The organism is Pseudomonas sp. GV085 (assembly GCF_003050925.1).
GTDB lineage: Bacteria > Pseudomonadota > Gammaproteobacteria > Pseudomonadales > Pseudomonadaceae > Aquipseudomonas.
The window spans coordinates 326,592-351,827 of sequence record NZ_QAOV01000002.1 but is presented as its reverse complement, the minus strand read 5'-3'; the positions used below and the strand labels follow the sequence as shown (position 1 = coordinate 351,827).

The window sequence follows — 25,236 nt, the reverse complement described above, 5'->3', positions numbered from 1 at the left end:
GAGCAAATGTCATGGCTACTACCGTCAAAACCCGCTCAGTGACGGCACACGTCCCGGTTGACCTGGCCGAACGGGTTGATCAGCTCGCTGAGCGTCTGGATCGCTCTAGAAACTGGATCGTCAAGCAGGCCCTGTCGGCGTGGCTGGATCAGGAAGAAGAACGCAGTCGTCTGACCCGTGAAGCCTTGGCCGATGTGGATGCCGGTCGTGTTATCGACCATCAGGCTGTCCAGGCATGGGCCGAAAGTCTCAGCACAGAATCTCCGTTACCGGTGCCGCGCTGATGGAGTTGAAGTGGACTGACAAGGCGCTTTCTGATGTAGCCCGTTTGTACGAGTTTCTAGCCTCCGTCAATCAACCTGCCGCTGCCCATACGGTTCAACAGCTGATTGCTGCTCCAGGCACGTTGCTGGCCAACCCGCGCATTGGAGAGCGTCTGGAGGAGTTCGACCCACGGGATGTGCGGCGAATTCTGATCGGCCACTATGAACTTCGATATGAAATTCAGCATTCAACGATCTATCTGCTGCGCTTGTGGCATACACGCGAGCATCGATAGCGCCTGCAAGCAAGGGGCGAATCTCAGGTCCAGCCTTCAAAATCCACTTTCCCTCATCAGTTGACTGGCGCGGGGGCTGCCGATCTCCAGTACTCGGTCATTGAGCGGGGTGATCTGTCAGGATGTCGGGTGCAAGAAGTCATCGCGGGAGCAGGCGGGGCGGGGAATGCGCGTTGCGCAGAGTGCGTTGAGCGACCGGCAAGGCCGCTCAGTTGTAGCGGTGTTAAAAAAGCATATAGGCGGATGCGGTCGTCTGGTTCAGGTCGATCTCGCCGACCTCCAGGACTTCGTATTCAGCGCGCAGGCCGATGTTGCGAAAGACATCGACCTCAAGGCCCACACCGTAGGTCAGGTCAACCCCGGTATCGTCGTCGGTGGCATTGCCGTCGGCGTCCCAGGCGTGAGCACCGACACTGCCGAATACCCGCATCCGATCGCCCAGGGGAAAGCCGACATGGGCGGCAGCCTGAGCCGATTTGCCTTCGAAATCGACATTCTTGTCCTTGAATTGACCCAGGTCGACGTAGGCCCCCTCGAAGGCCAGGTAACTATTGACGCGATACCCGGCATAAACCTTGTAGCTGGTGTCGTCGTCGTCCAGTCTGGATTCGTCGGTCTGTATGCTGCTTACGCCAGCTCCAAGATATAAACCTTTGTCATCGGCGAGCGCCTGAAAAGACAACAACGATAGCAGTGAAGCGAAGCCAAGGTTTCGAAGTAGCATGTGTGGTGGAGTCCTTGTACAGGTTTGTCAGGTGTTAGGGTTCGGCGAGCATTTGAGGGGCCGTGAGGGGTTAATAGAAGTCATTGATTGATATTTTTGCGTCGTGAGGCGGGATGTTTGCCGGGCATTGAAAGTAGCGTCTTGCCAGTGCTTGAACAGGTAGCGCTTTGCAGAACAACCAGCCTTGCGCCAATACAACCCCCTCCGAAACCAGATGCGGCAGTTGCTCCTGAGTCTCGACACCTTCGGCCACGACCTTGAGTCTTAGCGATTTGGCCAACCGGGCAATGTGTCGCCACAAGGCATCCTCGGCAGCGATCTTGTCGTCTGCGATGAATGAGCGATCTATTTTCAGAATGTCGAAAGGCACCGAATCCAGAAGCGAGAGGTTGGAATAGCCGATACCGAAGTCGTCCACGGCAATGCGATGTCCACACGCACGAAGCCGTCGCAATTGCATGGCGGCAGGCTTCTGATCGAGCATCGTCCTTTCGGTGATTTCAAAGGCCATGGCGGACACAGGCATGTTGTAGGTTGCCAGCACGCTGGCCACATAGTCTGGGAAGCTCGGGTCCTGAATATCCTGGGCGCAAAGATTGACCGTAATGTAGAAGTCCTTGCACGCCCAAAGGTAGGTGCTGTAATCCTCAGCCACTTGTCGAATCACCGAGCGCGTCAGTTTGCGGATCAAGTCAGATTTTTCTGCCACTGGAATGAAAACATCCGCAGGCACGTGGGTGCCGTTGTCGCTCCAGTGAGAAAGTGCTTCGGCGCCCACCAGATAGCCCGTCGTCAAGTTAACGATAGGCTGGTAGTGAACACCCAGCGTGTTGGCTTTTATGGCATTGCGAAGCCGTACGGCGATAGAGGTGTAATGTCGTTGAATACACCTTGCGAGCAAGAGCAGCGCTGCGAACACGCACACAAGGCCAATGAATAATTTGAATTTGAGACTTGTCAGGTAGTTCAATGGAAGAGAAATGACCGAGATCAGTTCATTTCGGTTGCCCGCAAAGGCGATCAGGACCTTGTCTGCCGAGGTAACCAGTTCTTCAAGGTGAAACGGCTTCTGCATCGCCAGCGGCCGAGGGCCCGTGGAGGCAATGGGCACTGCGCCGCCGGGGCCGATCAGGTCCAGTTGCAGGTCCTCGGGAAACTTCAAGTTGTCGAGCAGGATCTTCTTGTTTGCCCAGACGTAGGTTGACTGTTCCGACACAATGATGAAGTCGGTGTCCGCAGAAGCTGCGTGGTCGGAACCTACCCAATAAGTTCGTCTTCCAATTGAGAACTTGCGCTTCTCATTACCTGCCAGTACTGAAGGGAGTTCTTGTCCGTAGGAGGAACAGATCTTGCCATTGGGCAACTGAATTGCCGCTTGATCGACAAATCGCAGGTTCTTGACCAGGTCGGCCAGTTGTGAATATTGCTCGGCGGAGCATTCCTGGCCCGAACGATCGAGATCGCCGAGGGTTTCCAGTACTTTGTCGATCTGCGCATTAGGTTCTACTTGAGCCGCACGCAGATCGGCAGAAACGTTATTCAACTTCCGAGCGATGAATTGCTCAGCCAGTCCTCCAGCACAGAACCATGCAGCCCAGCACGTCGCAGCAATCAGGCATACAGTGACTGCGTGCCTTCCAGGTAACGCTTTATATGCGGCAATCATCGAAAAACCCCGAGGTATCAATATTTCACTGTGCACCCTGTAGTCGCGGATTAAACGTCTTCAGTACCAGTCAATTACCCCTGCCAATAAGATGCCGCTGGCATAGGCGGTAATGCACAGAATGATTTTCTGCTTGAGCGGCAGTGTGTTTATTCGATGATGCATGCTTATTTCCTTGAATGGGCAAATAAGCAATGGTGGGTCCCTGTGGTTAATCAAAGGAAATTATTAATCATCATTTGCAGGGCTTGGCTGAGTTGCGCCTGGCCGTTTCTGACGGAGTCTCTCCGTAAGCAATCTGATACGCCTTGGAAAATCGACCCAGATGGTGGAAATTCCAGAACATCGCGGTTTCTGTCACGGTGGGCCACGTTTTATTAATCAGATCGCGGCGGGCACTGGCGAGTCTCAGGTTTCTGATGTAAGCGATTGGCGACATCCCGAACGTTTCAATAAAGCCAAAATGCAGGGTGCGAGTGGTGGTATCAAGTTGCCTTACCAGCGATTTTATAGTGAGCGTTTTTTTTGTGTTTTCATGAATGTACTCTATGGCTTCTATCGCCACCTTTCTTCTTGTCGGGACTTTACGGCTGAAGCCACCAGCGGGTGTCAACGACTGCAATAGAGCAGCAAGCACGGCACGTTCAATCGCGGAACCCTCTGCTTCGCTGTGCTGTGAAGAATCAGAGTCGTTGATGTCGCCACAGCAAGCGCTGATGGCTTGAACGGCAGATTGTATGAATTGAAAGTTTTCAGCCTGGAAGCTGTGTTGTGTTCTGTTGGCAAGTATATCTATGACAGCGTGATGTTGGCGGCACCGGTCATAGTTTTCCAGTGTTGTGGTTATGCTGAAAAGTGTTTCATTCGGCTCGCAAGTGTAATGCACCGATTCATCGCTGTGCAGTACGATGATTTCGTCAGGCCGTAGTTTGTGATTGTTTACGACGGGGCGTCCAATCGGGGGCTGCGAGATGGCGAATGTCACGAATCCGGCAGGGACAGTACTGACCAGCGTCACGGATGAGTCGAACTCAAGGCGACTGCACTGCAGCTCCGGGCTGTGAAAGAGTTTATGTTGCCGAATGCGCGCCTCTTGCTCGGTCGGAATAAGGCTCATTTCCCATTTGCCTATTGTTCTGTTCAGTTGGCTCGGCAAGGCAGAAGACAAATGAAAGATCTCGTCGGGCGGTGCGATACTCATGAAATTGAAGGCTCATCTGTTAAATGATTAGGGTCAAGCCTGGCGGGCAGTCATGGAGAAGATACGCGATTCGGCGTCCTTGCTGTCGGTGAGATCGACCCCATTGCCATTGGCTTTGAACGGGTTGTCAGAGTCCCCGGATCAGTTCCAGCTCCGCCGAAAATGCATACTTGCTGCCCAACGGTGAATCGTCCATGTGTTGAACGTTGCGCGGGTCAATTTCCGAACTGAAGATCTGCGATTGGGGTTTCATCGGGTCAATGGCTGCAGCTGTAAAGGCGTAAAAGTTGTCAATACGATAACCGGTTTTTACCTGATAGCTGGTTTTCACTGCACTTGGGACCTTCTTGTTGGTTTCAACACTCGTCAATTTGGTACTGTAGACACCCTTGTCGTCGGCCATGGCCTTGAGAGAAAGCAATAAACCAAACGACACGGTGACGAAGTTTTTCAGTAGCATCGAGGCGATTTCCTTATGAACAGTTTATTCAGGCAGAGCAGAATGTCAGCTGCATCTCTGCCACGACCTGGCCTGAAAATAATCTCACCCCGATGGAGTCTGCCAAAGTCAATAACTCATATTTATGAGGTCGTCAGAATGGTCAAAACACTGCTTGCACCGGGTTACACCCTGCACGTCAGAGTAATATGAGCGAGCTGGCGTAACTCGTGCCGGTATCACCTTGTGGTGGGGTGGAGAGAGGAAAATCACTGTCCTGATCGTCCGTGTGATACTCATTCTCACTATGGATTTTCAGATGCGATAGTTTCTGGCGATCATCCGGGGTTGTTTCGATTTCGTAATATTCAATGGTCGTGCTTTCGACGGAGTGCTCGTCGTGAGCTAACGAATAAAGTGGCATGGCAGACAAAAATACAACCCCCAGGAATCCGAAAGTCGTCGAATGATGGGTTCGCAGGAAATGCATGGCGTTCACTTGATTCTCCTGTATAGGGCATTGTCCCGGACGAGAATCAAGCAGGCTCGACTCCAAGGATTATCGGCGAGGGATTTTTGGCAGGAGAGGCGTTTGATTCAAATCAATAAGTATTATTTTTGTTTGAGAATTCTTTGATGTGACGCTGTGCCAGGCGGGCATCGAGTCGCTGTGGCAGCCCGATTAATGGTTCATGCAGCGCAAGCGGCCAAGTTCATGGATGTAAAAACACACGGCGTTTTTATCCTGGGTCGGGATCAATTCGTAGTTTAGAATGGCGCCTTCTTGCAAGACATATTGACGTCTGAAAAACAGGTCAGGGGTCTTTTCAATGGCAAAAAGTTCATTGTCCTGGCTGAGTTTGATATTGCTGACTTTTATCTCGACGTGTGTATTGTTTTCTCCGATTATATTCGCCGAGATGGTCGCATTGCGGATTTTTCCATTCAGGCTTTCAAGCGTAGTCCCCGTGAGTCGACCATGCCCGATAGTGAGGTACTCTTCGGTGTTGAGTTGATTGAGATCCTCCAGCCATTGTCGGGATTTTGTCTGGTAACTGGTATTTTCCATGTAGTGCGAAGGTGAATAGACAAAAGAGAAAATGCACAATGCATTGATCAAGCCTATAAGGGGCCAGTGAACGGCTTGCGGAATTCCGAACTTCATAAGGTGACTTCCAGACATTGACGAATCATCAAGGCGAGGTCTCTTTCGCTGCTGTTCAATTGCAGATTTGCAGTGCTTAGATCCGGGCGAATGCACGAAACGGAATAATTGGCTTTATACAGGTTGATCCAGACCTGGCCCTTCAGGTTTGGCGGTAACTGTTCAGTTTGTTTGACCGACAGATCCATGAGCGCTTGAGCCTCGGCAAGATCGCTGCCCACGGCGTGAATGACCAGTCCATTCTTGTCGACGCTGGAAATTTCAATTCTTGGCGTGTCGAAGTCGAATTGAAAAATAGTAAAGGCAACGACTGCCAGCGTAACCATATAAGCGATCAGCTGGGCCTTTGTAATGCGAGTGGATTTATTGGTTTTACCTGAGGGCGCAAGCAGCCCATCACTACCAGGTGGCGGTAGTTGTCCAGGGATGGGGGCGGGTGGCTGGACTGTTTGCTCTGAGGGTGCTGGTACATCTGCTGCTGCATCGACTACACAATGCCGGTTGAAGCAGTATCCGCGTCGAGGAACAGTCATCAGGATCTCGTGATCCCGACTGTCATTGAGAATATTGCGTAGCGAGAAAACCGTTTGGTTCAAACTGCCGGAGGCAACCACGCGGTCATTCCAGGTGTACTCGATGATTTCATCGCGGCTTTTAGTGACACCTGGCTCCGTGAGCAGCAGGTCCAACAGACGCGACTCAGCTCTACCTAACGTGGAATTTTGTACATCTCCATGGGGTGTTGTAATGGAAAGCATGGCGCTGTCCGGGTCGAATACCGCCACGGCGCCATTTTTCAACTTGAAGGTGTAGCTCATAGAAATCTTCCGTTCAGGCGGTACTGGCCTGAGTATAGGGGCCGGATTTGGCTCGATGCATTCTGGTCTGCGAGGTGAACGAAGATGAGGGCCAGGCGGAAGGTGCACTGTGTGTCACATTTACAATGCCGGACTGGCTCGTTTCAGAGGCGTGCCGTGCGGCAAGCAGCCCGGCCTGTCAGAGGTATCAGTTGAATCAAACAAGGGAAAAGCATTGCTGGATGACCCACGGCTTTTGATTTGGACACCGTGAATAATGCTTGGAATGGATTATCTGCGCTATCCGAAAACTGCAAGCTCGGGCGGGTGGGATTGCGCGGAGCCACGTCTGAATGAACTAACCTCGCTGTTGCGACAGGCTTCTATTTCAGCCTGAACTATCAGGATACAAATTAATGACTGTGTTTTTGTGCGCCAGGTTTGTGAAAGATTATTTTTGATTCTTATTAGCTTTGAACCAGGGGTTTTACCGATTTAAATGGATCTCGAGGAGCGTTGACGCACATCGCGTACAGGGCTTGTTTGTCGCGGCGTAAACGATCCTCACCTCTCGTTCTAAGGCTTTGCCCCGAGTCCTTTCATGAAGGGCCCGGGGCTTTTTTTGGTTCTTTACGCAATCCCGGGAAACACATACACAAACACTTCAGGCCATTGTCGTCGCCGATCAAGGCAAGACATCGTAGCCACGTTGTTGCAGGCAGCTGCTGTAGACGGAGTTGTTGGCGGTGATGCTTTGTTCGCTCGCACTCAGATTCTGCCGTCGCTCCTGGCGTTGCCTGGAAGCCCCCACGACGGCGCCGGCAGCTGCGGCACTGTGTGCGCGGTTCTGGCGATAATCTTGCTTGGTATCGTTGTCGATCTGGTCATAGAGGTTTTCATGTTGGCGACCGCGAATTTCCGCCGCGGTCGCCCCGGCTACCGCGGCGGTTGCGGCGCCCTTTACCCGCCCACCGGATGGCACAGTGCTTTGTACCGGATGTTGCGCGTTGGCCTGGGACTGGCAGGCACTGGTGTCCTGCTGGATGGTCTGGGAGGTCTGACCTTTGAGGGGAACCACGGTCGCAGCCAGGGCGCTGGTGCTCAGCAATATCGTAACGAGCGCTAAGGTATGGGCCAGTATTTTCATCATTGAGTCTCACGTCAGGCGTCGGTACGGTTAACGGTTTGTCAGAGGGAAAACACGGCAAGGTATCACATTGAAACCCCATGCAGGTCTGCTTGCGATGGGGTTTACCTGAGCGTCAACGCTTTAGGAGGAGGGCCTGCATATCGTCGGTCATGCCTTTGAGTGCAACCTTGAAATCATTGGCAACAATCGGCTGTTCGGCATTCTTGATGGTCTCGCCGAATACCTTGCGAACGATCTTCGCGACCGGCATACCGGTTTTGGCATCGATCAGGTTGGCTTCGATGTACATCTCGGCAGTCTGATCCCGATGCCCGGTGGCTGCTTGCGTTGCCCCGACAATGGCCCCGATTGGAACAGCCTCATACCAGTGCATGCCTTCGTTGTTGGCGCTGACGTGAGTGATCGCCGCTTGCAGGATTAGCGATCGCGAATCGGTCGGTACCAACTGCGCATAAGGGACGATCGTGTAGCGCTGGGCAAAGGCGGTCTTGACGCTGTTGCTGGCCATCAATTGCAGGTCTTGCAGGGTCTTCAGGCTGACGCGTGCGGTCGGCTGCGGCGCTGGATACAGCTCCATCTGCCTGAACACCACCGTGGAGTACGCGCGAGGATCGAACCCCGGCGATACCCAGCGCAATACCTTCTGCTCACTCGGCGTAGTTTGCTCCTCCAGGCCCTGGTAGTTGCCCAGGAAGCCCGAGTACTGCTCTTGCTGCGCCACTTTCGAGACACAGCCGACCTGGAATACACAACTCAAAGCTATACCCACAATCCATTTATTCGACATGCCCATGTATTTGGTTCTCAAGTGATGAAAGTTGTCATTCGGGTTCCGAGCTGGCTCCAGGCATTGGTCTGGGCGCCACATATTCGGGCACTGGTACTCGCCAGCCGGTTACGCAAAGCAGGTGCTTGCACGCCGGTCAATGCGGGCCGAATGCTGCCAGTAACGGCTGGATAATCCGAATCAATAACTCTCAAAAACTGATAAACGCACGATGGGAAATTGCACTGACGTGACCACCGAATTGCATTGCCACTGACCAGGCATTCGCATTCGTATTGACCACCTGTTTGCATGTGGCTTGACCAATGACATGCCGCAGCGACGACCGGCTGCACACAACCCAATTTAGACGTTGGGGAAAGCAGACCGTGATTACAAACTCTCCGTTAATCCCCCATCTGCTCATCCAGTTGTTAGAGTTTTCCCGCCTGCTTATGCCGCGAGGAGGCGGACAGCTATGCTGAAGTCACTACTCGTTATCGCTATTGGCGCATCCCTCGGGGCCTGGTGACGCTGGCTACTGGGCATCAAACTCAATGCCCTGTTCCCGACTGTTCCGCCAGGAACCCTGATCGCCAACATGATCGGGGGGATACATCATCGGTTTTGCGATTGCCTTCCTGGCTGCAACGCCATCACTGAGTCCTGAATGGCGACTGATGATCATCACCGGCTTCTGTGGGGGCCTGACGACCTTTTCTACATTCTCAGCCGAAACTGTCACCTTGATTCAGGAAGGCAGGCTTCTTTGGGCAATTGGCGCCATTTTGCTACACGTGGCAGGCTCACTGGCGATGACCGTTGCAGGGCTTGTTTCGTTTCAATTGATTGGCACACGCTAGAGAGGTGATGAGTCATGAAAGGCTTTTTGGTGATTTTCTTTACCCAACAGAACCGTCGACATCGCGGAAAAATGCTGGGTGAATGGCTCGTCGATCTGGCCAAAGAGATGGGCTTGCGCGGTGCCACCTTGGCAACGGGTATCGAAGGCTTCGGGCATTCAGGGAAACTGCATTCCTCGCATTTTTTTGAGCTGGCCGATCAGCCTACCGAAATCCACCTGGCAATTACCGAAGAGGAGTACGTTCGCCTGTTTGAGCGACTTGATGTCGAAGATATCTCCTTGTTTTACATAAAGACCCCGATTGAATTCGGAGCCGTCGGTAGACAGGCCAACCAGCCCGATCACCAGCCTTGAAACATGAAGCATCGATTACTGCCAAGTCAGTAATGATCTGATTGACTACCTGTATTCCTGTGAGGGGGCAGGTCGCAGCTTTTCAAAACTTTAAAGGTTGCATCGCGCGCTACTCGTTTCTGGCGGTGTGAGCAGCTCCTCTCGCGCTGTTTCGGTCTGGGTTCTAGTCTCGATTGATTTGAGACGGGACTCGGAGAAGGGAGGTCCGGCCGCGGCCTCGTCAACGCTCGGCAGATGGCTGTTCTCCGAGGACGTGATGACGACAACGCCTGGCGTCGAGATGACCCGTTGCCTGAAGTGGACTTGAGTTCCAGCGAGCTGTGGAATCGAACCGTACATGCACTTTTATAAAGCGCTATGCGTAACAACGTGCACCAGTCGGATGCGCCGCAAAGAGCTTTCGCCTGCGGTAGCTCCAGCGTCTCGAATGGTTGCCCTTGACCATTCACCTTCCCTGGTAATCGGCTGACACTTGCCGAAACGCGCCTGGACAGCAGTCGCCGTGACAATCCCCCCGGCTCAAGAGTCAGTGTTTCCAGATAGTTGAAGTCTTTTTGCTACTGACTGGCACAAAGGCTGCAAGGCTGACATCAGGTCCACCTGGAGCGCATTCGTGTGGACAGCCCCCTCGGTCAACGACGATCGATTGGCCGGACAGGTCGTGGGCAGCATCGGTGGATCAGGCATAGACGTCTGGTTTCAACACCGCAAAAGAACAGGCAAAGACGCCTGGAACCGCAAGGTTTCAGGCGTTTTTTTTGCTTTTAAAACCGTGATTGGCTCGGGCTGGGTGCTTTCTATGAATTCCAATGTTGCCACGTTGAACAAGATGCAGACGTTGATTGTGATCGGTAATGGCATGGTCGGACATCATTGTGTCGAACAGCTGATCGAGCGGGGAGCGCTTGACCATTACCGGCTGCACGTATTCAGTGAGGAGCCGATGCGTGCCTATGACCGTGTGCATCTTTCCGAGTACTTCTCCGGTCGTGATGCCGAGTCGCTGGCGCTGTCCGATGCGTCGCTTTACCAGACCCCCGGCGTTACGCTGCATCTGGGTGTGCCGGTGTTGGAGATCGACCGCGTCCGTCGCCAGGTGGTCACCTCGCAAGGTTGCGTCACCTATGACAAATTGGTTCTGGCCACCGGGTCTTATCCGTTTGTTCCGCCAATCGAAGGCGCCGAAGGTGAATCGCGCCTGGTCTATCGCACCCTGGAAGACCTCGATGCCATTCGGGCTGCGGCGGCCAATGCCCGGCGCGGCGTGGTGGTCGGCGGTGGCTTGCTGGGTCTGGAAGCCGCCAACGCCTTGAAGAGCCTGGGCCTTGAAGCCCACGTGGTGGAATTCGCGCCGCGCTTGATGCCGGTACAACTCGATGAACTCGGTGGCCAGGCGCTCAAGGCGCAGATCGAACGGTTGGGCGTCGGCGTACACCTGTCCCGCGCCACTCAATCGATCAGCGCGGGCGAGCAGTACCGCTATCGCATGAATTTTGCCAACGACGAATTCCTCGAAACCGACCTGATCGTGTTTTCCGCCGGTATCCGCGCTCAAGACGCGCTGGCTCGTCAATGCGCGCTGGAGATCGGTCCGCGCGGTGGCGTGGTGATCGACGACACGTGCCTCAGTTGCGACCCGAACATCTACGCCATCGGTGAATGCGCTTCATGGAACGGCAGCCTGTTCGGCCTGGTCGCGCCGGGTTACCAGATGGCGCGCAGCGTCGCGGCCCGTCTGTGCAAGGAAGTCGCCGAGCCATTCACCGGTGCCGACATGTCGACCAAGCTCAAGCTGCTGGGGGTGGATGTCGGCTCCATCGGCGACGCCCACGGCAATACCCCGGGCGCGCGCAGCTATCAATTCATCGACGAAACCAGCGCCAGCTATCGCCGCCTGGTGGTGGATGCAAGTGGCAAACATGTCCTCGGTGCAGTGCTGGTCGGTGACAACAGCTATTACGACACCCTGCTGCAATACATGCAGAACGCCATTGTCTTGCCAGCGGAACCCGCCAGCCTGATTCTGCCGTCCTCCGAAGGCGCGCCGACCCTGGGCCCGGGTGCGCTGCCCGAGTCGGCCACGGTGTGCTCCTGTCACAACGTCACCAAGGGCTCCATTTGTTCGGCCATCGACGGCGGCTGCACCGACCTGGGCCAGCTCAAGTCGCAGACCAAGGCCTGTACCGGCTGCGGCGGTTGCGCCGGTCTGCTCAAGCAAGTGTTCGAGCATGAACTGATTGCCCGTGGCGTCAGTGTCGACAAGAGCCTGTGCGAGCACTTCGCCTACACCCGCCAGGAGCTTTATGCGCTGGTACGGGTAGAGGGCGTGATCACTTTCGATGAACTGTTGGCCAAGCATGGCCGTGGCCACACCGGTTGCGACATCTGCAAACCGGCGGTGGGATCGATCCTCGCCTCGTGCTGGAACCAGCCGATCATGGACGCCTCGCTGGTGCCGTTGCAGGACACCAACGACACCTTCATGGCCAACATGCAAAAAAACGGCACCTATTCGGTGGTGCCACGCATCGCCGGGGGCGAGATCACGGCGGACAAACTGATCGCGATTGGCGTGGTGGCGAAGAAATACGACCTCTACACCAAAATCACCGGCGGGCAGCGCATCGACCTGTTCGGCGCTCAGTTGCATCAGTTGCCGGACATCTGGGCCGAGTTGATCGAGGCCGGTTTCGAAACCGGGCATGCCTATGGCAAATCGACCCGCACGGTGAAGTCTTGCGTGGGCAGCACCTGGTGCCGTTACGGCGTGCAGGACAGCGTGAAAATGGCCCTGACCCTCGAGGATCGCTACAAGGGCCTGCGCTCGCCGCACAAGCTCAAGTTCGCGGTCTCCGGTTGCACCCGTGAGTGCGCCGAGGCGCAGAGCAAGGACGTGGGCGTGATCGCCACCGAGAAAGGCTGGAACCTCTACGTGGCCGGTAACGGCGGCATGCGCCCGCGCCACGCCGAGTTGTTCGCCACCGACCTTGATGACGCCACCCTGATTCGCTACATCGACCGCTTCCTGATGTTCTACATCCGCACCGCCGACAAATTGCAGCGCACCTCGGTCTGGCGCGAGAGCCTGGAGGGCGGCCTGGATTACCTCAAGGACGTGATCATCAACGACAGCCTGGGGCTTGGCTTTGAGCTCGAATCGCAGATGCAATTGGTGGTCAACCGCTACGAATGCGAATGGGCCAACGCCCTGAAAGACCCGGAAAAGCTCAAGCGTTTCCGCACCTTCGTCAACGATCAACGCCCGGACCCGGACATCCACTTTGTCCAGGAACGCGGCCAGCGCCGGCCGATCATGGCCTCTGAACTCCACCTTATCCCTGTCATCGAGGAGATTGCCTGATGAGCCAGTCCGATACCCAGCGAGCCTATTCCAGTTCATCCCTGGTCAATCCCGATGCCTGGCAAGCGGTGTGCAGCCAGGAGGATCTGGTGAGTAACTCCGGCGTCGTGGTCTGGCTCGACGGTGCACAAGTGGCGCTGTTCTACCTGCCGGCTGCCGAAGGCAAGAGCCTCTATGCCATCGATAATCATGACCCGCAATCCGGGGCGAATGTCATTGGTCGCGGGCTGATCGGCAGCATCAAGGGCGATCTGGTGATTGCCTCGCCACTCTACAAACAGCATTTCCGCCTTGAGGACGGCAGTTGTCTGGAGTATCCCCAGCAGCGCCTGCGAGTCTGGCCGGTGCGCCTGAATGCAGGCCTGGTGGAGGTCGCAGTGGCTTGACCACATGGATTTCGCCGGGGTCTGAGCGCTCATTCAATTAATGATGTATGCCAGGCGCCGGCGGAGTCGATGATCAATGACAAACAGTATCGGAGGATCATATGAAAACAGCCGCACAACTGCTGAAGCTCAAGGCCGTGCAGAACCGGCGGGTGCATAGCATCGCGCCAGACCAGACGGTGCTTGAAGCGTTGAAGATGATGGCGGAAAAAAATGTCGGTGCTCTACCCGTCATGGAGGAGGGGCAGGTGGTCGGCGTGATCAGCGAACGCGACTATGCGCGCAAGGTCGTTCTACAGGGGCGCTCCTCGGTCGGTACGCCGGTCCGGGCCATCATGAGCGCGCCCGTCGTGACAGCAGACAGCCAGCAGAGCATTGAGCGTTGCATGGCGGTCATGACTGACAGTCATTTGCGCCATCTACCGGTGGTGGAGGGCGACCAACTGATTGGCCTGTTGTCGATTGGTGATCTGGTTAAAGAAGCCATCGTCGAGCAGGCCGAGCTGATCCGGCAACTGGAACACTACATTCGCGGCCATTAAAACGACCGGGGGCAGGGTGGATCGAAGGCTTGTGAGTACATGCGGTTTTCAGATGTGCCGGGCGTCGGGCGGGAATTAATCAGGGAGCACAGGACATGGCCAGGTTGAGCACGGCACAACGTATCGTCATCGGTTTTGCAATTGCGCCAGTGGTACTGACAGGCCTGGTGTTCTATGCGTTGCGACGAGGTCGCACGCAATGCCGTCAGCACCAGCGAGGCGTCCCGGGTGTCCGAGCAAACCGCACAACGCGGCCGTGAGCAAGTTCAGGAAACGGTGGCCTCGATAGCTTGAGAAGGAACGACCGTTTTTGACGTAGTCAGTTGAAGAGGAAGTTACTGGTGGTCAGTCAGGTTGAGCGTGTCCTTCCAGAATCTCAAATCCATCATCAAGGGGGGTGTACCCCACAACTTTTCTGGTCTTCTCGATAGAAAGTCGCTTATATCTGTTATCTGAGACCCCGTGGATAACATGAAATCCGCTCAGCTCGGCCTCGACGCAATTTCTAAGTAGTGCGACAACATCCCTGATACTAATAAAAGCAGCTACATCCCTGTGACTGTGATTTTCCCCTTGGTGAAATATAGCTACGTTTGCAATACGGACTGCGATTGTCGTCATTTGACCATCGTTTGCATACATCGAAGCCAGAGCTTCCCCGAACGCTTTGCTGACCCCGTATAGATTGCCTGGCTTAGGTGCCATACATTCATGTATCTGGACATCCTCTGGATAACCTTCGATAGCCTGAGCGCTGCTCGCAAATATAAAGCGCTCGCAGCCTTGAGCCTTTGCGGCGGATAGCATGTTGTAGGTGCCCACAATATTCACAGGGAGCAGGGAGGTCATGAAATCGGCGTCTGGGCGAGGGTCAGCCGCTAGATGAATCACTGTATGTATGCCTTCGCAAGCTTCAAGGCAACTGGCTTGAACGCTGATGTCGAGAGCGAAACGTTGTGCCGATTGCGGAAGTGTTGATACATCTATGTCGGCTAAACGCAAATCTGATTTATCGTAATGCGCTTGCCAAAAAGCGCTGCCGATTCGGCCCGCAGCACCTGTGATTAAAATTTTTCGCGCGTTCATTTCAGCATGTCCTTATGGTAAACGTCACTGTAGCTTCCCAGCGTCGTGGTCGGTTGACAACCTCCAATGAGAGTAACAAGCGTCAACACGTCCGCTTCTGGCCCAGAGTGTGTAAAAAACGCTCATGGCCTCATCGCAATCGATCATCGACGCTCGTTGACTGAGCGATTGCGCAGTCAACGCCTCGGCGTCGCATCAGTCGCGACCTGGAACACGTCAACGCTGTTTTTACAGCTTTGGGGGATGGTCCAAAGTCAGCCTTTTTAGGCCGATGAATCGGCGGCCAACCGCTGACGGTGCAGGCCGGCCCGCGCTACTGGCTCGACAGCCCGGAAGACGGCCCGCAAGGCTGGGGCTTTCGCGCCGCCGTGACGTTCCTGTTTCCACGCTGATACGCCGTTTCGGACAGCCTGGAGGAGACACTGCATGGACCAATTCACCGGCGGTTGTTTGTGCGGCAACGTACGCCTTGTCGCAGCGGGGCGTCCATTCAGGGTTGGCGTTTGTCACTGTCTCGACTGCCGCAAGCATCACGGGGCGCTGTTTCATGCGTCCGCGATATTTCATCAGGATGCGGTGACGATCGAAGGCGAAACACGTGCCTACGCCGGGCGGCATTTCTGTCCGCACTGCGGTTCGTCCGTATTCGCGCGCAGCGCAGACGAAATCGAGGTGAACCTCGGGTCCCTCGATGCCCCAGACCAACTGACCCCAACCTACGAGAGCTGGATCGTGCGTCGCGAGGCCTGGTTGCCGCCGTTTGCGCTCACACACCACTACGAACGCGATCGGGATGCCACGGGGCGTTTTGAGGACTGGCGGCGATAGCCTTTGGCGTCTCCATAATTACCAGGACCCGCATCGATCTACGCAATAACGTGTGGTATCAGAAGTGTTATTGCTGCAATCTGTGCACTAATGATCTGCATTCAACCTGTCTTGTTCATTACAGGGTCAGTTCTCAAACTAGAAGCTCATATGTGAAGTCAGCTTCTGACTGAAGGGGAAATGACCATGGTATCTGCGATCCGGTTTAACCAGCCCGGCAATCCTGAAGTACTGAATGTGGAAACACTGGGCGAACAATCGCCAGGGCAAGGCGAGGTCTGGCTCGAGCAAGAAGCTATCGGTGTCAACTTCCTCGACGTCACCCAACGCAAGGGCGCGGTGCCCGTTGCGTTGCCATCCGGACTTGGGCTGGAAGGCGCTGGGCGTGTCGCCGTTGTGGGTGCCGGTGTCAGTAATGTGCAAGTTGGAGATCGCGTCGCCTATGCGACCGGCCCTATTGGCTCGTATGCTTCGGCCCGGCTTTATCCGGCAGAGCGGCTGGTGAGGATTGCGGATGCACTGTCGTTCGATGATGCCGCAGCTGTCATGTTCAAGGGCATCACTGCGCAGTACCTTTTGAAAACCACCTATCCCGTAGGGCATGGCACAACCATTCTGCTCTACGGTGTGGCTGGAGGGCTGGGGGAAATTATGGTGCCGTGGGCAAAACACTTGGGGGCCACCGTGATCGGCGTGGTATCAAAGCAGGCCAGTGTCGAAAAAGCTCAAGCGTCGGGATGTGATGAAGTCCTGGTGTTCGACGCTGACAGCCTGGCATCGAATGTCGCTCATATCACCAACGGGAAAAAGGTCGACGTCGTCTATGACCCGATAGGGCGTGTTTCTTTCCAGGCCTCCCTGGATAGCTTGCGACCACGTGGTGTGATGGTATCGTTCGGCGCTTCATCGGGGGCGCCGTCAGCCGTGGAACTGTCGACACTCAACGCCAAAGGCTCGCTGTTCCTGACACGTCCTTCGTTGGCAGCCCATACGGCGAGTGTCACGGAATACCAGGAACGAGCGCAGGATGTGTTGGCCGCCATCGGTGCGGGTATCATCAAACCCCGGATCCAGGCGAGCTATTCACTGGCGGACGCAGCATTGGCGCATGCCGACCTGGAGTCGGGGCGTACATCGGGGGCGATCATTCTAAAACCATGAATCCTGATGTTCTGAACAATCAGCACAGTGACGAAATCGCTGCGTTCCTGGCCGTGGCCTCGCAAGGCTCATTTGTCGGCGCCGGCCGGCTATTGCAGCGACACCCAACCATCGTCTCAAAGCGGCTCGCGGCAATGGAAAAACGCCTTGGCGTTCGGCTCGTGGAGCGTTCGACCCGGCAGGTGCGAATTACTGAAGTCGGTGCCAAGCTGGAGCTGCGTCTTCGCTCAGCCATCGAGTTGATGAATGAAGCGCAGCAGCAAGCGGCCGAAGGTGCCAGCGAAATTCGGGGTACGTTGCGACTTGCATTGCCCGCAGCCATGGGACGGCTTTGGCTTGGCCCGATGCTGCCGGAGTTTCTCAAGGCTTATCCGCATGTCTCGATCCTTGCAGACTATAGCGAGCGTCTGGTCGACATCATTGATGAAGGTTTTGACGCTGCAATCCGAATCGGAGAATTGGAAGACAATCGGTTGATAGCCAGAAAACTGAGTGACCATCGCCGGATTCTGTGCGCCTCGCCTGCTTACATCAGAGAGTTCGGCATGCCCGAAACTCCACAGGCGTTGATCAATCACAATTGCCTTCGCTTCAGCGGTCTTGCGTCTTTTCCCCAGTGGAGACTCCATCGCGGCAGCGAACTTCAGACGGTTTCACCCAAAGGAAACCTGACGGCCAATGACAGTGAATCATTACTGGCAGCGGCCCGCGCGGGTGCGGGAATACTGGGCGCCGGTGACTGGTTGATGAGTCGTGATATTGCTGCCGGGCGGCTGTTGCATGTCCTGCCTGACTGGCAGCTGGATGCCGCAGGCGGGGTTTATCTGGTCAGGCCATCGGCCAGATTTCCCAGTGCCGTGGTTGTCGCGTTCAAACAATGGATCGAGTCAAAGTTTATCCCTGCGCCCCCATGGACCATTTGATCGATGCTGTAACTGAGCATGGGGGGGCATATCCTGATTGGCAAGCTAACGCTCAAAAAAGCACGAATTCGATCGTCTGGCGATACAGTTCAGTTTTTCTTCTTGATGAGTTTGTTCATGTAGTACTTTAGGCTAAAACGATCTTTTGGCCTTGGTTTGTAGTGGGTTTTGTTTCTTTGTGCGGGATCGATCACCATGGTTCCTGCGGTGTAGTAATAAAGTGCTATAGACCTGCGGGTGATGTGCTCTGGAGTCGTTAAAGGCTCTGGGTGCCCATGATTACTGTCTTTGTCCGTGTTGAAAATGACACAACGATTGTAAATCGGCAGGATTTTTTTAAGGCAGGTCTTCATGTCGACATCCCAAAGCTCCAGGTTGCCGCCGTATTCCTCTCGCCAGTCTTCAGTCAGATAAATGATGATATTCAGTCGGCGCTCGACATTAAGCTTTTTGTTGAGCCTGAAGTCCGAGTGCACCCCCAGGAAACCACCGCTTTTGGTTTCATGCAGGCCGCCACCGACAAAGTAGGGGTCGGGTATCAAACCTTCGATGCCTGTGAGCTTTTCAAGAAATTGCAACATGGGCGCCGAGTTGAAGATGTTGAAAACAGCCTTCAAATGGGGCGCGCATTCGTTGGGGCTGATTTGACGTTTTCGTTGACCTTTATAGCCTCGCTCGTAGAGCATTTCGTTGTTGGTTGGCTCGGTCGGGAAGTGCGAACAGATACTTGCAATCAGGTCTTCGTGCAAGAAATTGTCGATGACGATGTGCGGAAATGGCGTAGCCTGAGTATAGCGACTGGTCAATGACTCACCAAAGGCGCTGGCGGCGTTTTGGTCGAAATCAAGCTCCGGGGACAGGGTGATAGGTAGTGCTTGAGTGATGGGGGCCATTACCGCTCCAATAACTTGATATAAAGACTTATTAAGTGACGTCAAACAGCGTTGAGCGCACGGCTCGTTGCGTCTATTCGTAGCTTAACTTTTTTTGTCGTCCTTGTTCAGACGCTTAAGGATGTTGTTGTACATTTTGGTGCGTCTATGACTCTTGTCATAACCACCAGCCGCTGCGACAGTGCCGGCCTGAATGTGATCCAGGTAACTGAAAATTTTACGCGGTGATAACATTTCAACGACATAGCCAAGTTCGGTCATGCGGTCTTGGAGCGTATAGCCTGGTACACGGTCATCCATCGAAAAATGCAAGTCGTGCTGTTTGATAAGTTTGCAGTTCCACAATGTGCAGAAACTTTTCAAGTAGACTTCTTTGTACGGTTTTGGCTCTCTGGAGCGCAACCCCATCGAGATTTTCAGACGCCGGAAATGATGTTTGAATAGTCGCGAGCTAAAACGCCAAAAAGTTCTGGTGGCACCGCGGTTTAATTGCTCAACACAACCGACGGCCACGACGTTCGGGTTTTTCAAGCATTTATTCAGCATCATCGGAAAAACATTTTTATCGAAAACAAACGTATCAGTGTGCATCAAGAATAAATAATCAGTTTCAATCCGCTCCAGCACCAGGTCAAGTGCCTTGCCATGCGCGATGTGGCCCGGTTCTGGTTCAGTCACAGAACGCTCGATTAAATTGATCCAGTCAAGCGTGCGTAAATACTCAGTGCTTTCATCGGCGGAATAGTTGTCAACTACCCAGATTGGGACGCCTTTGCTGCCCACATGCTGGTGCAATAAGTCCAGGCATATCTTGGTGATTTCCGGTGTTTTGTAATTCACTATGACGATGCTGAAAGCGTTAGAGCTTTCGGGCGCAGAATCAGGGTTGTTCATTGTTCAGGTGCTCAATGGTATTGTATTTAGTTGTAGAAGTAGTTGAACCTGCATGCAGATTCTGCTTGGTTTTCTACGCAAAATTTTCGTGGCTATAGAGCACATTTTGTTAGATCGCTTTGTTATGCATAACAACCATAGCTTACTCAGATCTGATGGCGCGCAGTAGAACGGACTTCATCGTATAAGGATCTGCTCTACAGGTAAATATCCGTGACTTGATTCGTTGAATCAGGAGGCTGCTCAGGCGAGCGTCTTGGGAAGGTGTGAACTGAGCTCATTGATCACTCCAGTTCGTCATCCAGCACATGCCACCGCTACTTTTTCGCAGCGAGAAATGACTCGGAGCTACCCCATGCCAGCGCTTGAATGCCTGGGAAAAGCTCAAAAGGTCACTCAAAGTCAATCGCTCGGCAATCTCGGTGAGGCTCAAGCGTTCGGCATTGAGCATCTCGATGGCGCTGCGGCTGCGAGCCTTGGCCAGCAAGGCTAGGAAGGTGGTGCCTTCATCGTGCAGGCACTAGCGACGATAGTAGCGGTGATCGTCCTCGTAGCGGTGCCGCATGGCCCGATCCTGGTGGTATTCCCAATCACGATGGCGCAGGGCTTCTCGACGGGCTTGTTCTCTACGCCACTGTTCTCTGCGCCATTCGTCTCGGCGCCAATCGTCTCTACGATCATGCCAACGGCCGTCGTGCCAGTATCGGTCGTCATGGGCAAGCAACGGCCCAGGCTGCTTGCCGGCCATACTGGCCAGGGTTGGCCAAGGGTTGCCGGCAGCCTGGACCGGAACCTGAACGGCTGCGACTTCAGTTGCGAAAACAGAGGTTGAGGCCTTCATCTGTGTTGCTGATGCCGAGCCCATTGCCGCGAGCGCGAACAGGCCGAAGAGCACCATCCGTGGATCATGGAATTTCATGAGCGAAGAAAACCTCTGGTTGACATTTGGGGGTATGGCCATCTGGCTGCGGGAAGCCTGCGAGCACGCGCTTACCGAGCGGATGTGCCTACCCACATAGACCGATAAATAAGGAAAAGTTCTAGGGACCCGCTGCAAACGACACGTCGCAGATGTTCAGCCAGACGAAATCAGACCAGCCCCTTTCTCACGAGATGCCCGCTCTGCAATTCACAGCTTGTAGCCAATTTGCCGCAACAGGTTCTTGCGCCACTGGATGTCTTCATCGCCTTCAATGTCATGGGCACAGAAGCCATCCACTACGCCCAGGATTGCTCGCCCTTGTTGCGTCTCAGCGAGAATCACTTCGACTGGATTGGCGGTTGCACAAAAAATACGGCATACCTCTGGAACCATTTTGATGCTGTTCAACACGTTTAGCGGATAGAAACCGTCGCCCAGGAAAATGATGAAGCTATGGCCTGCGGCGATGGCTTTGGCATTCTTCTGTGCAAGTTCAATCATTGAGGTATCGGTGCCAGACCATCGCACCAGGCACTTGCCAGAGGCTTCACAAAAGGCCACGCCAAACTGGATACCAGGCACGGCATTAACCAACGCTTCGTGGATGTCCTCGACGGATTTGATGAAGTGCGTCTGACCCAAAATGAAATTCGTCACATCCGGTTTATCGATTTTCAAGGTGATGAGTTGCATCTCAAACGCCTCCTTTCACGATGTTGCTAACAGAGTCTGTCAACAAACCAAGCATAGCTACTCATTGGTTATCGCTGCGTCCACTGAAGGAACTCGAGGAGACCCTGGCTGGGCCACGCTGGCCCTCAGCGCTCTGGCTACCTGGGTCTGGATCGCGTAGGCAGGCGTTTCGACGGCTGAGTAATCACGGGTATAGCGAGTGGCGAACTCGCTGACGCCCCATTGCTGGTACTGCTGCACGTGCTTCAGTTCGTGCGCCCACAGCGCGACATTGTTCAGTGCATCATCGGGACTGCGAAAGACGATGATGTCGACAAGGGTGACTGCATTGACATCGGGATTCTGCAGCATGGTGTTTGCGGCGTTCAATTCCGCATCGTCGCCAACCTTGTAGCGAGCCGAATCGAGCACTCCAATGTCATAGTAGGGTTCGAGCTGGGCCCGGATATTCAGCGGGACTGGCCGGATATCACCCGTTGCCAGGGTATTGCGCGATTGCACGATCCAGCTCTGTAAACCGGCGGCCGCTATCTGGTTCATGTTATCGAAGATTTCCCCAACGTCCCCTTTGGCGCCTGGAGCACAAAAACAAGCGCCCACGCAGACCTGGTACTGTCCTTGCGGGCAGGCGAAAGCAGAGGACGAAGTAGCCACGCAGAAAAGCGGTATCGCCAAGCGGACAAGTTGACGCATAAAGGCAGGTGACAATTGGTTCTCCCAGAGGCAATGGCGGTCGGCAGGCGATCATTCGGGCAGCTTGCGCACGTGTTGGACCGCTTTGGGTACCGTTCGATTCCCTGGTGTCCAAATATTATTCAGGCCATTGCCCCTATCGTTCTGGAGCTTGCATGAAAGTTGGCGTGATTTCCGATACCCACGGCTTGCTCCGTCCCGAAGCGCTTGCCGCCCTGGCGGGGTGCGAGCAGATCATTCATGCCGGCGACATCGGTAGCCCGGAAATTCTTGAGCGACTGGCGTCCATCGCTACGCTGCACGTCGTGCGCGGGAACAATGATCAAAACCAGGCATGGGCAGCAAATCTCCCTGATTTTCTGCGATTGGACCTCAACGGTTGGCAGACGCTGTTAGTGCATGACATTGCCGATGTTCCGGTCGATCTGGACCCAGGCATAAAGTTGGTGATCACCGGCCACTCCCACATGCCACGCATGGAATGGCGTGGGGAGCGATTGTTTGTCAATCCAGGCAGTGCGGGGCGACGACGCTTCAAGCTGCCTGTCACGCTGGCCCTGCTCGAGGTAACAGCGACTTCGATTGAGCCTCGGTTGCTTGACCTGTTGGAGCAGCCCCCGGATTGATTGAACCCTTGACGATTTGAAACAGCAGTATTCAGAAAATACAAATGAGAATTTGTATTAAATGCTGGTGATACGTCATCAGAGTTGTTTCAGGAAGACCAGTAGCCGTTCATTGACCTCTGTCGCGCGCTCTCGCTGTATCCAGTGGCCGGCATCTTCGAGGATATGGCACCCGCGCAGGCCCGGCAGTGTCTGCGCGAAGGCTTCGATCTGCTGCGGGGAGCCCGGAAACTTCAGCACGGCGTCGCGGCTCCCGGCAATGAACATCGACGGCTGCCGGATAATGCAACCGCGCCAGGGTGCCAACAGTGCCCATGAGCGCGTCATGTTGCGGTACCAGTTCAAGCCGCCACGAAATCCGCTGCGGGTGAATTCGCCGGTGTAGTAGGCAATATCCGCGAGGCTTAGCCAGGCTGGCAGGGTTTCGGGCTCGATCATCCCACCCAGGAAGCCCTGGCCCGGCTGCAGCCGGCCGAACACCGGCCCATCGGGCCCGTCACCCGAGCCACTGAAGTAGATGCGCCGGATCGACGACTCGACATCTCTTTCCAGCTCGGCCTCGGCCACACCCGGCGTCTGGAAGTACTGGATATAAAAGTCACTGATACCCCGCGAGGCAAGCGCGCTCAGGAGCTCCACGCGACCTGGTGGCGAGAAGGGAACGCTCATGCCAACCACTGCGCGGAACAGATCGGGGCGCATCATTGCTGCGCTCCATGCCACCAGCGCGCCCCAGTCATGACCGACGATCACGGCTTGTTGTTCGCCGAGTGCGTGGACCAACGCCACCATGTCGCCTACCAGGTGGAGCATGGTGTAGGCGTCGGGTTCGGCCGGCGCATCGGTGCCGCCATAGCCACGCATGTCAGGCGCGACCGCTCTATAGCCAGCGGTCGCCAACGCCGCAAGCTGGTTGCGCCACGAGTACCACAGCTCCGGAAAACCATGGCATAGCAAGACCAACGGGCCGCAACCTTGCGTTGCTACCTGCATGCGGATGCCATTGATATCAAGCATTTCCAGGTGTGGCTCGTTCATGTGCGCTTCCTGCTTTTCAAACGATGGACTCCAGCAACCGCGGCAGATTCGCCTGAGCCTTCTGCCTGCTGACCGAGAGCCGATACAGTTGTGCCATTTTCTCGGTGTCGGATTCTTGCAGGCCCCTGAGCACCGCCGTCAGAAAGAACAAGCGCGACTGCCTGATCCAGCGCGACAGGCCTTCATGCTCTGCCCAGCGTAGTTGGTTACCCAGGTAGACCGCCCACATTCTGATCCAGTCCGTGGGGACGTGAGGCGGGGGGACCATCGTGCAAAGCGCGTTCATTTGCGCTCGATCGGTCAGGTGGCTTTCCACGTAAGCGATCAAGGCCGCGCTGAACACGGGTTGGCAACTGCTGACCATCAACAGGTTAATCTTGCCGCCGTCGAACACCTTCATTTCAGGCAGTGAAGGGATGGCACTGGCGCTGCAATCAATGTGCAGAGTGCCTGGGTTCGTGGCGATGCTGCCCCGGTCCAGCACGATGCGCGTTGGCTCGATAGCTCGCACCCTGCCCAGGCGCACAATGTTGCCGATGCGTCGAAGCTCGCGTAATTCCGCCTGTGTGACGGTGGCGCAGCGATAAGCAGTGGGTTCGACTGACTTGTCCATACGCAGGAGTTGGCCCGCGGCCTCAAGTCTTGCGAACAGGTCCGGGATCGAGTCTGCGGCTGCGATGGCTTCGAATTGTGCCATGAGGCCGCCGATTGTTCGTTCGAAGCTGTCGGGGCCGGGTTGCAGGTTGGCCCGGTCGATCAACCACGGATCGTTCGGCATGATCCAGCAGATTTTTGCGGGCGCAACACCGTTTTGCAGACACCACAGGCAAGCGTCGATCCCGGTCTTGCCCGATCCCACCACTACGTAGCCAGAGGGGGGGTGGCGGATCTTCGGCAGGTCGTTCAGTGGCACGCATTGCACGTCGGGCTCCACCCTGTACCTGGGCGGGTGGGTCGAGGGAACTGCCGTCTGCGCATGGGTGGCGTCTACCACCTTTTTGTGCACCCGGACCTGATGGTTTATGCCGCTGAGCAGCGAGGTAAACCGGTGGTCGTCAATGCGGTCACCGGTGTAGTTGCACATGGGGAAGTAACGGACTTGACCTGACGGCAGAAACTGCTGATTCATCACCTGGTCGTAGTAGCTCATCACCTCGGCGCCGGAGGCCAGCTCATATAGGCCCTCGTTGAGTTCCGCCTGGTCTTTCGTTCCGCTGCCCAGCTCCCGTGAGTTGACGCCATAGAAGGCCGAGGGCTGGTGCAATCGGACGAACGGGTAGGCATCATTCCAGTGCCCGCCAGGTCGATCGTGTCGATCCACCATTACGATGCGTGCATTCGTTTCCTTGAGTAGCGTATCGACGAAAGCCATGGCCGTCGCGCCAGCACCGATGATCAGGTAGTCGGTTTCGATCAGATTTGCGTCCATATGCTTTCGCCTTCCTGAAGGTTCCCCCGCTCAACCTCAGAAGATTAGCCACCTGTACCGAGCCCAATAGAACGA

28 protein-coding genes and 2 pseudogenes are annotated in these 25,236 nt (G+C 55.1%); 12 read left to right on the top strand and 18 right to left on the bottom strand.

Going from position 1 to position 25,236, the window contains the following annotated elements:
- The first annotated feature begins 11 nt into the window (after positions 1 to 11).
- Positions 12 to 284 (top strand): CopG family ribbon-helix-helix protein, encoded by a 273-nt coding sequence (locus C8K63_RS05485; protein ID WP_108215763.1) that lies wholly within the window; start codon positions 12 to 14, stop codon positions 282 to 284.
- Entirely contained in the window at positions 284 to 559 is a 276-nt protein-coding gene (locus C8K63_RS05480; RefSeq protein ID WP_108215762.1) for a type II toxin-antitoxin system RelE/ParE family toxin, read from the top strand. Before C8K63_RS05485 ends, C8K63_RS05480 begins: the two co-directional genes overlap by 1 nt.
- A gap of 223 nt (positions 560 to 782) precedes the next feature.
- Here the strand turns inward: C8K63_RS05480 and C8K63_RS05475 are convergent, their stop codons facing one another.
- The 9 genes from C8K63_RS05475 to C8K63_RS05435 form a co-directional block, all read right to left on the bottom strand.
- Positions 783 to 1,283, bottom strand: a complete 501-nt coding sequence (locus tag C8K63_RS05475) for an outer membrane beta-barrel protein (protein WP_046037049.1) — start codon at positions 1,281 to 1,283, stop codon at positions 783 to 785.
- 70 nt (positions 1,284 to 1,353) lie between these two features.
- Positions 1,354 to 2,949 carry an EAL domain-containing protein gene (locus tag C8K63_RS05470; RefSeq protein ID WP_108215761.1) on the bottom strand — a complete coding sequence of 532 codons (1,596 nt, stop codon included), beginning with the start codon at positions 2,947 to 2,949 and terminating at the stop codon, positions 1,354 to 1,356.
- A gap of 235 nt (positions 2,950 to 3,184) precedes the next feature.
- Positions 3,185 to 4,150 (bottom strand): helix-turn-helix domain-containing protein, encoded by a 966-nt coding sequence (locus C8K63_RS05465; protein WP_108215760.1) that lies wholly within the window; start codon positions 4,148 to 4,150, stop codon positions 3,185 to 3,187.
- Positions 4,151 to 4,277: 127 nt separating this feature from the next.
- Positions 4,278 to 4,610, bottom strand: a complete 333-nt coding sequence (locus C8K63_RS05460; RefSeq protein WP_108215759.1) for a hypothetical protein — start codon at positions 4,608 to 4,610, stop codon at positions 4,278 to 4,280.
- A 178-nt stretch (positions 4,611 to 4,788) separates the two neighbouring features.
- Entirely contained in the window at positions 4,789 to 5,079 is a 291-nt protein-coding gene (locus tag C8K63_RS05455; RefSeq protein WP_108216079.1) for a hypothetical protein, read from the bottom strand.
- A 192-nt stretch (positions 5,080 to 5,271) separates the two neighbouring features.
- Complete coding sequence (locus tag C8K63_RS05450) at positions 5,272 to 5,754, bottom strand: hypothetical protein (protein ID WP_108215758.1); 483 nt, start codon at positions 5,752 to 5,754, stop codon at positions 5,272 to 5,274.
- Positions 5,751 to 6,572 (bottom strand): transcriptional regulator, encoded by an 822-nt coding sequence (locus C8K63_RS05445; RefSeq protein WP_108215757.1) that lies wholly within the window; start codon positions 6,570 to 6,572, stop codon positions 5,751 to 5,753. The genes C8K63_RS05450 and C8K63_RS05445 overlap by 4 nt, the downstream gene beginning before the upstream one ends.
- A gap of 664 nt (positions 6,573 to 7,236) precedes the next feature.
- Positions 7,237 to 7,698 carry a YMGG-like glycine zipper-containing protein gene (locus C8K63_RS05440; protein WP_108216078.1) on the bottom strand — a complete coding sequence of 154 codons (462 nt, stop codon included), beginning with the start codon at positions 7,696 to 7,698 and terminating at the stop codon, positions 7,237 to 7,239.
- Between the two features lie 115 nt (positions 7,699 to 7,813).
- Positions 7,814 to 8,494 (bottom strand): DUF3313 domain-containing protein, encoded by a 681-nt coding sequence (locus tag C8K63_RS05435; RefSeq protein WP_108215756.1) that lies wholly within the window; start codon positions 8,492 to 8,494, stop codon positions 7,814 to 7,816.
- 451 nt (positions 8,495 to 8,945) lie between these two features.
- Between C8K63_RS05435 and crcB the strand changes: the two are divergent.
- The 5 genes and pseudogenes from crcB (at position 8,946) to C8K63_RS05405 (ending at position 13,975) form a co-directional block, all read left to right on the top strand.
- Positions 8,946 to 9,330 (top strand): annotated as a pseudogene (gene crcB, locus C8K63_RS05430) (fluoride efflux transporter CrcB).
- 14 nt (positions 9,331 to 9,344) lie between these two features.
- The gene (locus tag C8K63_RS05425) at positions 9,345 to 9,686 is read left to right on the top strand and encodes a DUF190 domain-containing protein (RefSeq protein ID WP_108215755.1); all 342 of its coding nucleotides are present in this window, start codon (positions 9,345 to 9,347) and stop codon (positions 9,684 to 9,686) included.
- Positions 9,687 to 10,485: 799 nt separating this feature from the next.
- On the top strand, positions 10,486 to 13,047 hold the full coding sequence (gene nirB / locus C8K63_RS05415) for a nitrite reductase large subunit NirB (RefSeq protein ID WP_108216077.1): 2,562 nt from the start codon (positions 10,486 to 10,488) through the stop codon (positions 13,045 to 13,047).
- The gene (gene nirD / locus C8K63_RS05410) at positions 13,047 to 13,433 is read left to right on the top strand and encodes a nitrite reductase small subunit NirD (RefSeq protein ID WP_108215754.1); all 387 of its coding nucleotides are present in this window, start codon (positions 13,047 to 13,049) and stop codon (positions 13,431 to 13,433) included. Before nirB ends, nirD begins: the two co-directional genes overlap by 1 nt.
- A 101-nt stretch (positions 13,434 to 13,534) precedes the next feature.
- Positions 13,535 to 13,975: a CBS domain-containing protein gene (locus C8K63_RS05405; RefSeq protein ID WP_090456003.1), complete on the top strand. Its 441-nt coding sequence runs from the start codon at positions 13,535 to 13,537 to the stop codon at positions 13,973 to 13,975.
- A 345-nt stretch (positions 13,976 to 14,320) separates the two neighbouring features.
- Here the strand turns inward: C8K63_RS05405 and C8K63_RS05400 are convergent, their stop codons facing one another.
- The gene (locus tag C8K63_RS05400; protein WP_108215753.1) at positions 14,321 to 15,061 is read right to left on the bottom strand and encodes an NAD(P)-dependent oxidoreductase; all 741 of its coding nucleotides are present in this window, start codon (positions 15,059 to 15,061) and stop codon (positions 14,321 to 14,323) included.
- A gap of 275 nt (positions 15,062 to 15,336) precedes the next feature.
- On the opposite strand from C8K63_RS05400, the pseudogene C8K63_RS30730 reads away from it, so the two are divergent.
- From C8K63_RS30730 to C8K63_RS05385, 4 genes and pseudogenes are all read left to right on the top strand, one after another.
- Positions 15,337 to 15,453: pseudogene (locus C8K63_RS30730) on the top strand (transporter); the annotation flags it as partial.
- A 34-nt stretch (positions 15,454 to 15,487) separates the two neighbouring features.
- Entirely contained in the window at positions 15,488 to 15,889 is a 402-nt protein-coding gene (locus C8K63_RS05395; protein WP_108215752.1) for a GFA family protein, read from the top strand.
- A 186-nt stretch (positions 15,890 to 16,075) separates the two neighbouring features.
- Positions 16,076 to 17,050, top strand: a complete 975-nt coding sequence (locus tag C8K63_RS05390) for a quinone oxidoreductase (RefSeq protein ID WP_108216076.1) — start codon at positions 16,076 to 16,078, stop codon at positions 17,048 to 17,050.
- Complete coding sequence (locus C8K63_RS05385; RefSeq protein ID WP_108215751.1) at positions 17,047 to 17,973, top strand: LysR family transcriptional regulator; 927 nt, start codon at positions 17,047 to 17,049, stop codon at positions 17,971 to 17,973. The genes C8K63_RS05390 and C8K63_RS05385 overlap by 4 nt, the downstream gene beginning before the upstream one ends.
- 89 nt (positions 17,974 to 18,062) lie before the next feature.
- On the opposite strand, the gene C8K63_RS05380 is transcribed toward C8K63_RS05385, so the two are convergent.
- The 6 genes from C8K63_RS05380 to C8K63_RS05355 all read right to left on the bottom strand — a co-directional run bounded on the left by C8K63_RS05380 (position 18,063) and on the right by C8K63_RS05355 (position 22,068).
- Positions 18,063 to 18,866 carry a 2OG-Fe(II) oxygenase gene (locus C8K63_RS05380; RefSeq protein WP_108215750.1) on the bottom strand — a complete coding sequence of 268 codons (804 nt, stop codon included), beginning with the start codon at positions 18,864 to 18,866 and terminating at the stop codon, positions 18,063 to 18,065.
- A gap of 84 nt (positions 18,867 to 18,950) precedes the next feature.
- Positions 18,951 to 19,760 (bottom strand): glycosyltransferase, encoded by an 810-nt coding sequence (locus C8K63_RS05375; protein ID WP_108215749.1) that lies wholly within the window; start codon positions 19,758 to 19,760, stop codon positions 18,951 to 18,953.
- Positions 19,761 to 20,037: 277 nt separating this feature from the next.
- On the bottom strand, positions 20,038 to 20,277 hold the full coding sequence (locus C8K63_RS30605; protein WP_218279792.1) for a helix-turn-helix domain-containing protein: 240 nt from the start codon (positions 20,275 to 20,277) through the stop codon (positions 20,038 to 20,040).
- A 3-nt stretch (positions 20,278 to 20,280) separates the two neighbouring features.
- Positions 20,281 to 20,679 (bottom strand): hypothetical protein, encoded by a 399-nt coding sequence (locus tag C8K63_RS30600; RefSeq protein WP_108216075.1) that lies wholly within the window; start codon positions 20,677 to 20,679, stop codon positions 20,281 to 20,283.
- A 210-nt stretch (positions 20,680 to 20,889) separates the two neighbouring features.
- Positions 20,890 to 21,375: an adenosine-specific kinase gene (locus tag C8K63_RS05360; protein WP_108215748.1), complete on the bottom strand. Its 486-nt coding sequence runs from the start codon at positions 21,373 to 21,375 to the stop codon at positions 20,890 to 20,892.
- A gap of 57 nt (positions 21,376 to 21,432) precedes the next feature.
- Positions 21,433 to 22,068: a DUF4157 domain-containing protein gene (locus C8K63_RS05355; RefSeq protein WP_256594914.1), complete on the bottom strand. Its 636-nt coding sequence runs from the start codon at positions 22,066 to 22,068 to the stop codon at positions 21,433 to 21,435.
- 155 nt (positions 22,069 to 22,223) lie between these two features.
- Between C8K63_RS05355 and C8K63_RS05350 the strand changes: the two genes are divergently transcribed.
- Positions 22,224 to 22,694, top strand: a complete 471-nt coding sequence (locus tag C8K63_RS05350) for a metallophosphoesterase family protein (RefSeq protein ID WP_108215747.1) — start codon at positions 22,224 to 22,226, stop codon at positions 22,692 to 22,694.
- Between the two features lie 78 nt (positions 22,695 to 22,772).
- On the opposite strand, the gene C8K63_RS05345 is transcribed toward C8K63_RS05350, so the two are convergent.
- Together C8K63_RS05345 and C8K63_RS05340 are read right to left on the bottom strand one after the other, a co-directional pair.
- The gene (locus C8K63_RS05345) at positions 22,773 to 23,732 is read right to left on the bottom strand and encodes an alpha/beta fold hydrolase (RefSeq protein WP_108215746.1); all 960 of its coding nucleotides are present in this window, start codon (positions 23,730 to 23,732) and stop codon (positions 22,773 to 22,775) included.
- Positions 23,733 to 23,748: 16 nt separating this feature from the next.
- Positions 23,749 to 25,161: an NAD(P)-binding protein gene (locus C8K63_RS05340; RefSeq protein WP_108215745.1), complete on the bottom strand. Its 1,413-nt coding sequence runs from the start codon at positions 25,159 to 25,161 to the stop codon at positions 23,749 to 23,751.
- Positions 25,162 to 25,236 lie beyond the last annotated feature (75 nt).

Coding starts and splice junctions, on each gene's coding strand:
- C8K63_RS05485 (WP_108215763.1), top strand. CDS start 12: ATGGCTACTACCGTCAAAACCCGCTCAGTGACGGCACACGTCCCGGTT.
- C8K63_RS05480 (WP_108215762.1), top strand. CDS start 284: ATGGAGTTGAAGTGGACTGACAAGGCGCTTTCTGATGTAGCCCGTTTG.
- C8K63_RS05475 (WP_046037049.1), bottom strand. CDS start 1,283: ATGCTACTTCGAAACCTTGGCTTCGCTTCACTGCTATCGTTGTTGTCT.
- C8K63_RS05470 (WP_108215761.1), bottom strand. CDS start 2,949: ATGATTGCCGCATATAAAGCGTTACCTGGAAGGCACGCAGTCACTGTA.
- C8K63_RS05465 (WP_108215760.1), bottom strand. CDS start 4,150: ATGAGTATCGCACCGCCCGACGAGATCTTTCATTTGTCTTCTGCCTTG.
- C8K63_RS05460 (WP_108215759.1), bottom strand. CDS start 4,610: ATGCTACTGAAAAACTTCGTCACCGTGTCGTTTGGTTTATTGCTTTCT.
- C8K63_RS05455 (WP_108216079.1), bottom strand. CDS start 5,079: ATGCATTTCCTGCGAACCCATCATTCGACGACTTTCGGATTCCTGGGG.
- C8K63_RS05450 (WP_108215758.1), bottom strand. CDS start 5,754: ATGAAGTTCGGAATTCCGCAAGCCGTTCACTGGCCCCTTATAGGCTTG.
- C8K63_RS05445 (WP_108215757.1), bottom strand. CDS start 6,572: ATGAGCTACACCTTCAAGTTGAAAAATGGCGCCGTGGCGGTATTCGAC.
- C8K63_RS05440 (WP_108216078.1), bottom strand. CDS start 7,698: ATGAAAATACTGGCCCATACCTTAGCGCTCGTTACGATATTGCTGAGC.
- C8K63_RS05435 (WP_108215756.1), bottom strand. CDS start 8,494: ATGGGCATGTCGAATAAATGGATTGTGGGTATAGCTTTGAGTTGTGTA.
- C8K63_RS05425 (WP_108215755.1), top strand. CDS start 9,345: ATGAAAGGCTTTTTGGTGATTTTCTTTACCCAACAGAACCGTCGACAT.
- nirB (WP_108216077.1), top strand. CDS start 10,486: ATGAATTCCAATGTTGCCACGTTGAACAAGATGCAGACGTTGATTGTG.
- nirD (WP_108215754.1), top strand. CDS start 13,047: ATGAGCCAGTCCGATACCCAGCGAGCCTATTCCAGTTCATCCCTGGTC.
- C8K63_RS05405 (WP_090456003.1), top strand. CDS start 13,535: ATGAAAACAGCCGCACAACTGCTGAAGCTCAAGGCCGTGCAGAACCGG.
- C8K63_RS05400 (WP_108215753.1), bottom strand. CDS start 15,061: ATGAACGCGCGAAAAATTTTAATCACAGGTGCTGCGGGCCGAATCGGC.
- C8K63_RS05395 (WP_108215752.1), top strand. CDS start 15,488: ATGGACCAATTCACCGGCGGTTGTTTGTGCGGCAACGTACGCCTTGTC.
- C8K63_RS05390 (WP_108216076.1), top strand. CDS start 16,076: ATGGTATCTGCGATCCGGTTTAACCAGCCCGGCAATCCTGAAGTACTG.
- C8K63_RS05385 (WP_108215751.1), top strand. CDS start 17,047: ATGAATCCTGATGTTCTGAACAATCAGCACAGTGACGAAATCGCTGCG.
- C8K63_RS05380 (WP_108215750.1), bottom strand. CDS start 18,866: ATGGCCCCCATCACTCAAGCACTACCTATCACCCTGTCCCCGGAGCTT.
- C8K63_RS05375 (WP_108215749.1), bottom strand. CDS start 19,760: ATGAACAACCCTGATTCTGCGCCCGAAAGCTCTAACGCTTTCAGCATC.
- C8K63_RS30600 (WP_108216075.1), bottom strand. CDS start 20,679: ATGAAATTCCATGATCCACGGATGGTGCTCTTCGGCCTGTTCGCGCTC.
- C8K63_RS05360 (WP_108215748.1), bottom strand. CDS start 21,375: ATGCAACTCATCACCTTGAAAATCGATAAACCGGATGTGACGAATTTC.
- C8K63_RS05355 (WP_256594914.1), bottom strand. CDS start 22,068: ATGCGTCAACTTGTCCGCTTGGCGATACCGCTTTTCTGCGTGGCTACT.
- C8K63_RS05350 (WP_108215747.1), top strand. CDS start 22,224: ATGAAAGTTGGCGTGATTTCCGATACCCACGGCTTGCTCCGTCCCGAA.
- C8K63_RS05345 (WP_108215746.1), bottom strand. CDS start 23,732: ATGAACGAGCCACACCTGGAAATGCTTGATATCAATGGCATCCGCATG.
- C8K63_RS05340 (WP_108215745.1), bottom strand. CDS start 25,161: ATGGACGCAAATCTGATCGAAACCGACTACCTGATCATCGGTGCTGGC.